This is a genomic window from Nocardioides stalactiti (assembly GCF_014180715.1).
Lineage (GTDB): Bacteria > Actinomycetota > Actinomycetes > Propionibacteriales > Nocardioidaceae > Nocardioides > Nocardioides stalactiti.
The window spans coordinates 1-9,044 of sequence record NZ_JACEFC010000141.1 but is presented as its reverse complement, the minus strand read 5'-3'; the positions used below and the strand labels follow the sequence as shown (position 1 = coordinate 9,044).

The following is a 9,044-nucleotide window of genomic DNA, read 5'->3' as shown; positions in this document are numbered from 1 at the left end:
GGTCACCGGGCACGAGTTCCACCGCACCGCCGTCACGCCGACGGCCGGAACAAGCAGCCCCGCGGCCGCCTGGGTGATCGACGGCGAGCAGGTCGGCTTCGCGACGCCGACGCTGCACGCGTCGTACCTGCACACCCACTGGGCCGGCCACCCCCAGCTCGCCCAGCGGTTCGCCGAGGCGGTGCACGCCCGTGGCTGACGCACTGCCCGACCCGCTCCGCCACCACGGCGACGTGGAGGTCGGCGACCTGCTCGACCTCGCCGTCAACGTGTACGACGGTCCGCGGCCGCCGTGGCTCGACGCCGCCCTGCGAGCCTCCCTCGACGAGGTCGGCGCCTATCCCACCAGCGAGCGTGCCCGCACCGCCGTCGCCACCCACCACCGGCGGCCGGAGGACGAGGCGCTGGTGACCGCCGGCGCGGCCGAGGCGTTCACGCTGGTCGCCCGGCTGCGGCCGTGGCGGCGGCCGGTCGTCGTGCACCCGCAGTTCACCGAGCCGCACGCGGCTCTCGAGCAGGCCGGCCACGAGGTCACGCCGGTCGTGCTGCCGGCGCCCTTCCTGCTCGACCCGGCCCTGGTCCCCGACGACGCCGACCTCGTGGTCCTCGGCAACCCCACGAACCCGACCGGGGTCGTGCACCCGCCCGCAGAGATCCGGGCGCTGCTGCGGCCGGGCCGGGTGGTCGTCGTCGACGAGGCGTTCATGGACTGCCTGCCCGGCGAGCCCGCCTCGCTGACCGGCGACCGTAGCGCCGGGCTGGTCGTCCTCCGCTCCCTGACGAAGCACTGGAGCATCCCGGGGATCCGCGCCGGCTACCTGGTGGGCGACCCCGACCTGGTCGCCGACCTCGCGCACGGGCAGGTGCCGTGGTCGGTCTCGACCCCGGCAGCCGCGGCCGTCACCGCGTGCCTCTCGCCGGAGGGCGTCGAGGAGGGACGGCGCCGCGCCGAGGAGATCGGCGACTGGCGCAAGGTGCTGGAGGCAGGCCTCGACGAGATCGGGGTCCCCTACCGCCCGTCCGCGGCGTCGTTCGTGCTCGCCCAGGTCGGCGAGGGTGTGCACCGCGGCCTGCGCCGAGCCGGGATCGCCGTCCGACGGGCCGACACCTTCCCAGGGCTCGACGGCTCGTGGGTGCGCATCGCCGTCCGGCCGCCGGCCACGACCCAGCTCCTGGTCGACGTCCTCAGGGTGCTGGGGTGAAGACCAGCACCGGCGGCGCGTTCCGCGACGTGTGGGCCATGCCCTAGGCTGCGGGCTGCGGGCACGAGGAAGCCGGTGAGAACCCGGAACAGTCGCGCTACTGAGATGCCTCCCCTCCAGATGTCGTGGTGGGTGGACGAGTCAGACCCGAAGGTCCGCACACTCCAACCCCAACGACAGGGACGCAGAATCCCTGAGGAGGAATCATGTCGCAGTCGTCTGCTGCTCCCCTCGTTCCCGCTGTCGAGCTCCCGGCCGTGCCGCTGCTCCAGCTCGGCACCTGGGTCGTCTTCTACGGCCTGCTCGCGATGCTCGCGATCTTCTTCGTCAGCGCCGACCAGGGTGCGATCTCGCTCCCCGCGGGCAACGCCGTGCACGAGTGGGTCCACGACGCCCGCCACCTGCTCGGCTACCCCTGCCACTGAGCAGGCGCCGACATGGACTCGCAGGTCCCGGGGCGCAAGCCTGCCCTCACGCCGGCCGCCTTCCTGGTGCGCGGCCTCCTCGCCGGTCTCCTCGCCGGCCTGATCGCCTTCGCGGTCGCGTTCGCCTTCGGTGAGCCGCACGTCGACGACGCCATCGCGCTCGAGGAGGCGGCTGCCGCCCACCTGACCCACGAGGAGGTCGCCGCGGAGGAAGCAGCGGCCGCCGAGCCGGGCATGGTCGAGATCTCCCGCGAGCGCCAGAAGAGCTGGGGGCTCCTCACCGGGACCGCCGCCGTCGGTACGGCGCTCGGCGGCCTGGTGGCGCTCGCCAGCGCTGCCGTGGTCGGGCGGCTCGGGCGGCTCTCCGCCCGCGGCGCCACCCTGCTCGTGGCCGGTGCCGGCTTCGTGGCCGTCGCGCTGGTGCCGTTCCTGAAGTACCCCGCGACTCCCCCGGCCGTCGGTGACCCGGACACGATCAACGGCCGGACCGTCGAGTACTTCGCGCTGCTGCTCGTCTCCGTCCTCGCCGCCATCGCGGCGGTCGTGATCGGGCGGCGGCTGCTCACGCGGTTCGACGGTGTGACGGCGACACTCGTCGCCGCAGCCGGCTACGTCGCCGTGGTGTCGGTCGCCGGCCTGCTGCTGCCGGGCCCGGAGTCGCTCGGCTCCTTCCCCGCCGACACGCTGTGGTCGTTCCGTCGCGCGTCGGTCCTGACCCTCGCGTCGCTGTGGGCGACGATCGCCGTCGTGCTGACCATCCTGGTCGGTCGGCTGCACGACGCCGCGACGGCCGACGCCGAGCGGCGGGCACTGGCCGCGAGCCTGTGAGTCCTGCGGGTGGCCGAGCAGCGGGACTGCTGCTCGGCTACGCCGCGGACCGCTGGCCCCCCGACCCGCGCCGGGGACACCCGGTCGCGGGCTTCGGTCGTGTCGCGGGCGCCCTGGAGCGCCGGGTGTGGCGCGACGACCGGCCGACCGGCGCGGCGTACGTCGTCGTCCTGGTCGGCGGTACCGCGCTGGTCGGCGTGGTGGCCGAGCGCGCGACCGTCGGGCGCCCGCTCGCCCGGACCCTGATGACCGCGGTCGCCACCTGGGCCGTGTTGGGCGGTACGTCGCTGGACCGCGAGGGCCGCGCCATCCATCGCCAGCTCGAGGACGGTCGCCTGGACGACGCGCGGGGCCAGCTGACCCACCTGGTCGGTCGCGACACCTCCCGGCTCTCGGAGTCGGAGGTCGTGCGCGCCGCGGTCGAGTCGCTCGCCGAGAACACCTCCGACGCGGTCGTCGCGCCGCTCGTCTGGGGCGCCGTCGCCGGGGTCCCCGGGCTGGTCGGCTACCGCGCCGCCAACACGCTCGACGCGATGGTGGGCCACCGCTCCGCCCGCCACGGGCGCTTCGGCTGGGCCGCCGCGCGCCTCGACGACCTCCTCAACCTGCCCGGCTCCCGGCTGACAGCCGCGCTCGCCGTCCTGCTCGGCCCGGACCGCGCCGCGGCCGTCCGGACCTGGAGCCGCGACGCCGCCGGCCACCCGAGTCCCAACGCCGGCCCCGTCGAGGCCGCCTTCGCCGGCGCCCTCGGCATCCGCCTCGGCGGCACCAACACCTACGGCACCGGCGACGACCAGTGGGTCGAGCACCGAGCCGTCCTCGGCGACGGCCGCGCCCCCGTCGGAGCTGACCTCGCCCGCGCTCGAGGGCTCGCCCGCCGCGTCGGCCTCGCCGCGGCCGTGCTCACGGCCTCCAGCACGGTCGGGTGGGGGCGAGTGACCTCCGGGTCACCCTCGCCCACCGGGCCCCTTCTCACCGGCCGCTGAGCAGGCCGAGCAGGCTGTTGGCGTAGAAGAGCGCGGGGATCGCGACGACGCAGCAGGCGAGGATCGCGAGCACCAGGCCGACGGTCCGGTGTCGCAATGGCCACGAACCGATGCCGAGGAACGACGCGACGACCGGGGGGATCGCGAAGGCGATGCCGAAGACGTAGCCGAGGCCGGCCAAGGAGTCGTCGTGCTGCTGCGGGGTCATCCGGTCGAGCTCGACCCAGGTCCCCACCAGCATCGCCACCGCGAACAGCAGCTGGGGCACGCCGAGGAGCGCCGCTCCCAGGAGGACGCCCTTCGTCGCCCGGACGGTCGGGTCGGGGGTACGGCTGGTCGGGAGGGAGGTCTCGGTGCTCATGGCACCAGCATCGCGGCCCCGCTCTCCCCCGGCATGAGCACGGCTACTCAACCTCGGTGGCGGGAAGCGGGCGGGAACCGACCCGACCGCTCCGCCGTCCGACCCTCATGCGGCTCGCCACGCTGGTCCTCGGTGCTGTCCTCACCGGTGGCGCGGTCGCGCCCTACTACCCACAGCCGACGGCGGTCGCGTCGTGCGTCGGTCCCAGCCTGATCGACGTCGAGCACCTGACGCTCGAGCGCGGCACCAGCGTCACCGTCGAGGGCAGCCCCTTCGTGGACGGGTGCAACGACACCGGCAGCTGCAGCGTCGGCTGCGGCGGGCGCTGCGACGATCCGGAGCCGGTCGAGCCCCAGGAGGACATCCACCTCGAGCTGGTCCAGGGCGGGCGCGCCTGGCCCCTCGGCAACGTCGACGCCGACGACGACGGTCGGGCGAGCTGGACGTTCGTGGTCCCCGAGGACGCCGACCTCGGCCGCGCCCGCCTCGTCGCCGACGGGGTCCGGCCGGTGCAGGTGCGGATCAGCTAGACGGATCAGCCGGGCGGATCAGCCAGGCGGGCCGGCGAGCGCGGTCACGGTCGCGGTCACCCGACCGTCATCGCGGACCTCCTGCTGCACCGGCATCCCGGGGAGGGACTTCGCGAACCAGAACAGGTGGACCTCGGCGCCGCGACCGACCGAGTAGCGCCAGCAGTCGAGGTCACCGAGCGCGGTCGAGATCACCTCGTCCTCGATCGTGGTGTCGGCCGCCGGGAACGAGGCGTGCCGCTGCAGGTCGACCCACTCGACCCGTCCCACCTGCGGCTCCCCGAGCGGCTGCCCGTCGAGGGTCAGCATCGAGCGTTCGAAGAGCGCTCCGTCCCGGTCGCAGTCGAGGAACCGGCTGACCCGCACGTACGGCGCCGCGCCCTCCTCGTCGACCCGCCGCCACAGCGTCTTGCCGGCCACGGTCGCGTCACGGATCTGGGCCCCCGTGAACGGCGTCGGCGCGTGCCCCGGCTCCAGGACGTGCGGGTCGGGCGTGCTGTCGGTCATCGGCTCTCCTTCTCGTGCCCGCCACCACGGGCAGCCGCGGGAAGAGTTTCCGGCACCGCGTCGAATCAATCCACCCCTCTGCGTGAACTGGTTGAAGGACACGCCGGTCTGGCGCCTGATCCCCGCCCTTCACAAAGATCACCCTCAGGGGCAACCATCGGACATGCTCAGACGTCATGCAGGTGTGCAGCCCTCTCGCGCCCGCGTGCGCCGCGCCCGCTCCCTGCTCGCCCTCACCGTCTGCGCCGCGACGGCCCTGACCGTCAGCCTGCCCGCGAGCTCGCCGGCCCGGGCCGCCGCGAACGCGCCGAGCCGCGCTGCGGCGACCGCTGGTCCCGGCGACCGCGACGACTGGCGGGTGGTCGACCTCGGCAACGGCAGCTACCAGGTCTCCTGGACCTCCCCGAAGGACCTCCCACTCACCTCGGACCGCCCGACGATCACCGGTGACGGCCTCTCGTTCAGCGCGCCCACCGTCGGCTCCGACGGCCGGACCGTCACCGCCGTCGTGACCTCCGCGACCAAGCCGGTCACCGACGACCTCGACGTCGTCCTGTCGGGCGACCGGCTCGACGAGGCCGGCAGCGACGTCGCGGTGTCCGGCGACGGCACCCTCCCCTCGCGCGTGCTCACCGAGCTCGACGCGGCCGACCCCGGCACACCCGGGCCCTACGCGACCGTCACCAGCGACTACGACGAGACCCCGGTCAAGCTGCCCGGCATGCGCCGCCCGATCGAGATGATCGGCCACGTCGTGGAGCCCGCTCCCGGCGAGAGCACCGGCCCGCGCCCGCTCGTCCTGTTCCTCCACGGCCGGCACTCGGTCTGCTACGACCCGACCGGCTCGGACGACGGCAACGGCCGGTGGCCCTGCGAGGCCCCGCTGGAGGAGATCCCGAGCCACCTCGGCTACGACTACGTGCAGCGGGTGCTCGCGTCGCAGGGCTACGCGACGGTCTCGATCCGCGTCAACGGCATCAACGCCCAGGACTGGCGGCTCCCCGACGGCGGTGCCGACGCGCGGGCGGCGATCGTGCGCGAGCACCTCGACCGCTGGGTCGGGCTCGCCGCCGCGCACCAGCTCAACCTCGACCGGGTCGTCCTCGTCGGCCACAGCCGCGGCGGCGAGGGCGTCGACCGGGCGTCCATCCAGATCCCCGCGAGCGCGCCGTACCGGATCGCCGGCCAGGTGCTGCTCGCGCCGACCGACTTCGCCTGGCACACCGCGCCGTACGTCCCGACGGTCACGGTGCTCCCCTACTGCGACGGCGACGTCTTCGACCTGCAGGGCCAGCGGTTCACCGACGTCGCCCGCGACCTCGCCCCCGGCGACACCTCGCTGAAGAGCTCGGTGATGGTGATGGGCGCCAACCACAACTTCTTCAACACCGAGTGGACCCCGGCGACCGCGGTCGCGCCCTCCTGGGACGACTGGGGCGGCGACCGGGACGCGACGTGCGGGCGGCGGCACCCCGACCGGCTCCGGCCCGCCGAGCAGCGTGCGGTCGGCACGGCCTACATCGCCGGTGCCGTCCACCTCTTCGCCGGTGAGGGCGACTACGCGCCGTTGTTCGACGGCTCCCCCGTCACGGTCGACTCGATCGGCGACGCCGAGGTCCTCAGCCACGCGATCGGCGGCGGCCGCTCGATCCGACGGCCCGGTATCGAGGCCCGCCCGACCATCGGGAGTGGCGACGTCGACCTGCGCCTGTGCAGCGGGGTCGTGACCTGGAGCAGCTCGTTCGCCAACTGCGGCCGCAACAGCCCGTACGGCGTCCCGCACTGGGTGAGCGACGGCGAGCAGGCGCCGAGCCGCAAGTTCCTCGAGCTCTCGTGGACCTCGGCGGGCGCGGTCGGCGGCCTCCGCTTCACCCGTCCGCTCGACCTGAGCACCGAGCGGCTCGAGCTGCGCACCCTCGTGGACGCGGCGTACGACGCCCCGGACGTGCAGGTCCGCATCTCCGACTCGAGCGGCGGCTCGGCCGTGCTCGACCCGCTGCCGGGCACCGAGCCGCAGCGGCTGCCGCTCATCGACTACGGCACCAAGCTCTGGGCGTCCACGGTCGCGGTCGACGCGACCGGCGCGTCCGGCGTCGACCTCACCGACATCACCGCGGTCGAGCTCGTCGCAGGCAGCCCGCGGGGCCGGGTCTGGATCGCCGACGTCTCGGCCGCGCCGGAGGCTCCGCCGGCGCCGCAGGCGCAGCGGCTCCCGCAGGTGCGGGTGCGGAGCGTCGAGGTCGCCGAGGGCGCCGGCGGTACGCAGCTGGCGAAGATCCCCTTCACGGTCGTCGGGAACCTGACCCGCGCGGCCCGCTTCCAGGCGTTCACGGCCGGCCAGGACCGCGGTCAGCTCCAGCGCCTGACGATCGACCTCGCGCCCGGCCAGAAGTCCGGCTACATCCCGGTGGAGTACGAGGCCGACGACGTCTACGGGTACGACCAGCAGACCCTGGTCGCGCTGTGGCCGCTGACCGGCGTCGCCACCGACGACTACCTGGGCCAGCTGGACGTCATCGAGGACGACCCGGCACCGACCCTCGCGGTCGAGGTCACGCGCACGGTCCGGGAGGGTGAGCCGATCACCTTCCGGATCACCCGCGACGGGGCCACCAGCGTGTCGAGCTACGCCTTCGGGGTGGCCGTCCGGACCCGCGGCGCCAATCTCCGGGGCGTCGACGTCCCGGCCGACTGGCTGGCCGACCACGGCGACGCGTCCGACCCGAGCCGGCCGCTGTGGAAGACCTACACCGGGGTCTTCGGCGAGCTGCCGGTCCGCCGCGACCGGCTGACGCTCACCATCCCCACCCGCCGCGACGGCCGCACCGAGGGCGCGGAGTTCCTCGGTGTCCGGCTCGAGGTCGACGGTGAGGTCCAGCGCTACCGGATCCGGGTGCTCGACAGCGACTGACCGCCCTCCTCGCGGCCCACTACGTCGAGCAGGTCACCCGGCGTGCACCCCAACGCGTCGCAGATCGCCGTCAGGGTCGAGAACCGGACCGCCTTGGCCCGGTTGTTCTTGAGGATGCTCAGGTTGACCACGGTCACCCCGGTTGTCTCGGCCAGGGCGGCCAGGGTCATCCCGCGCTCCTCGAGCAGGTCGCCGAGGCGGGTGACGACCCGGTGGTCGTCGGCCGGCATCAGACCAGGCCTTCCTGGTCGTCGGCCAGGCTCCGACCGACCGTGAACGCGTGGGCGAACACCGCGAGGAACGCCGCGACGAGCAGCCACGGAGCGGCGTACAGGACCTCGCCGAGGAAGTAGTACGAGAAGTCCTGGTTGCCGCCGTGGCGCGGGCGTGGGACGCGTTCCAGGACCTCGACGTCCGCCCAGGCCGAGATGAGGGCGTGGGCGAAGATCCCGACGCTGATGAGCGCGGAGGAGACCCGGAGCCGGCGCACGGCCCGGCCGTCGAACGGCACCCCGCGCTGGATGTCGACGACGACCACGAGCAGCAACCACGACACGACCATCATCACGACGCCCAGGAGCACTGCCGGGGCGGCGTCGAGCAGCGCGATCCACGTCGACGGGTCGTCGATCATCGGCGTGCGCGGCCGGCTGCGGATCTCCCGCTCGAGACGGTCGTCAGTCGCTGCGCGGACCAGCGCCCCGACCGCCGCGAGGACGCCGGAGAACCCGGCGAGCGCGAGGAAGACGCGGGCGAGGAGGAACGAGGGCGGGGTCGTGCGGAGCCGGAACATGCTCGACAGCATATCGATCTTCGATAGCAACGACCCTCGATATGCTGCCGGGCGTCAGGTCTGCCGCGCGACCCAGCCCACCGCCGACGCCACGTCGACGACCGCCTCGACACCGGGTGCGGTCGCGGACCGCCGCACCACGACGACCGGGAGGCCGAGCTCGGCGGCGGCCTCCATCTTGGGCCAGGTGTGGTTCCCGCCGGAGTCCTTGGTGACGAGCACGTCGACCCGGTGGTCGCGCATCAGGGCCAGCTCGCCGTCGAGCCGGTAGGGCCCGCGCGAGCCCAGCAGCGTCCAGGCCGGCGGCAGGTCGAACTCCGGCCGGTCCACGACCCGTGCCAGCGCCGCCGTGTGCCCCAGGGCCGGTACGAAGCGGCCGAGCTCCTGGCGACCGACCGTGAGGAACGGGCGCTCGCCCAGGGCAGCCGCGGCGTCGGCCGCCGCCTCGTGATCGTCCACCCAGGTCCACGACGGCAGCGACCGGTCCGCCCAGCCCGGGCG

At 74.1% G+C, this 9,044-nt stretch carries 11 protein-coding genes and 1 pseudogene; 7 read left to right on the top strand and 5 right to left on the bottom strand.

Translation table 11 applies throughout. The features are described 5' to 3' along the window. The 5 genes and pseudogenes from H0487_RS22965 to H0487_RS19975 all read left to right on the top strand — a co-directional run. Positions 1 to 199, top strand: a pseudogene (locus tag H0487_RS22965) (cobyrinate a,c-diamide synthase); the annotation flags it as partial. Further along, positions 192 to 1,202: an Rv2231c family histidinol phosphate aminotransferase CobC gene (cobC, locus tag H0487_RS19990; protein ID WP_312856031.1), complete on the top strand. Its 1,011-nt coding sequence runs from the start codon at positions 192 to 194 to the stop codon at positions 1,200 to 1,202. The pseudogene H0487_RS22965 and the gene cobC, both read left to right, overlap by 8 nt. A gap of 206 nt (positions 1,203 to 1,408) precedes the next feature. Further along, positions 1,409 to 1,627: a CbtB domain-containing protein gene (locus H0487_RS19985; RefSeq protein WP_183095989.1), complete on the top strand. Its 219-nt coding sequence runs from the start codon at positions 1,409 to 1,411 to the stop codon at positions 1,625 to 1,627. A gap of 12 nt (positions 1,628 to 1,639) precedes the next feature. Continuing rightward, on the top strand, positions 1,640 to 2,455 hold the full coding sequence (locus tag H0487_RS19980) for a CbtA family protein (protein WP_183095988.1): 816 nt from the start codon (positions 1,640 to 1,642) through the stop codon (positions 2,453 to 2,455). Next, a complete protein-coding gene (locus tag H0487_RS19975) occupies positions 2,452 to 3,441 on the top strand; it encodes a cobalamin biosynthesis protein (protein WP_183095987.1) in 990 nt (329 codons plus the stop codon). Before H0487_RS19980 ends, H0487_RS19975 begins: the two co-directional genes overlap by 4 nt. Here H0487_RS19975 and H0487_RS19970 read toward each other — a convergent pair. Then, on the bottom strand, positions 3,428 to 3,802 hold the full coding sequence (locus H0487_RS19970; RefSeq protein WP_183095986.1) for a hypothetical protein: 375 nt from the start codon (positions 3,800 to 3,802) through the stop codon (positions 3,428 to 3,430). The two genes, H0487_RS19975 and H0487_RS19970, sit on opposite strands and share 14 nt — an antisense overlap. 56 nt (positions 3,803 to 3,858) lie before the next feature. Between H0487_RS19970 and H0487_RS19965 the strand changes: the two genes are divergently transcribed. After that, on the top strand, positions 3,859 to 4,332 hold the full coding sequence (locus tag H0487_RS19965; RefSeq protein WP_183095985.1) for a hypothetical protein: 474 nt from the start codon (positions 3,859 to 3,861) through the stop codon (positions 4,330 to 4,332). A gap of 18 nt (positions 4,333 to 4,350) precedes the next feature. On the opposite strand, the gene H0487_RS19960 is transcribed toward H0487_RS19965, so the two are convergent. After that, positions 4,351 to 4,839: a hypothetical protein gene (locus tag H0487_RS19960; RefSeq protein ID WP_183095984.1), complete on the bottom strand. Its 489-nt coding sequence runs from the start codon at positions 4,837 to 4,839 to the stop codon at positions 4,351 to 4,353. 184 nt (positions 4,840 to 5,023) lie between these two features. Here H0487_RS19960 and H0487_RS19955 point away from each other — a divergent pair, with 184 nt between their 5' ends. Then, the gene (locus H0487_RS19955) at positions 5,024 to 7,750 is read left to right on the top strand and encodes an alpha/beta hydrolase (protein ID WP_183095983.1); all 2,727 of its coding nucleotides are present in this window, start codon (positions 5,024 to 5,026) and stop codon (positions 7,748 to 7,750) included. On the opposite strand, the gene H0487_RS19950 is transcribed toward H0487_RS19955, so the two are convergent. The 3 genes from H0487_RS19950 to H0487_RS19940 form a co-directional block, all read right to left on the bottom strand. Beyond that, complete coding sequence (locus H0487_RS19950; RefSeq protein ID WP_183095982.1) at positions 7,720 to 7,980, bottom strand: helix-turn-helix domain-containing protein; 261 nt, start codon at positions 7,978 to 7,980, stop codon at positions 7,720 to 7,722. The two genes, H0487_RS19955 and H0487_RS19950, sit on opposite strands and share 31 nt — an antisense overlap. Beyond that, positions 7,980 to 8,543, bottom strand: a complete 564-nt coding sequence (locus H0487_RS19945; protein ID WP_183095981.1) for a hypothetical protein — start codon at positions 8,541 to 8,543, stop codon at positions 7,980 to 7,982. Before H0487_RS19945 ends, H0487_RS19950 begins: the two co-directional genes overlap by 1 nt. A 54-nt stretch (positions 8,544 to 8,597) precedes the next feature. Further along, positions 8,598 to 9,044, bottom strand: a 447-nt coding sequence (locus H0487_RS19940) for a precorrin-6A/cobalt-precorrin-6A reductase (RefSeq protein ID WP_183095980.1), incomplete at its 5' end; no start/stop codon positions are given.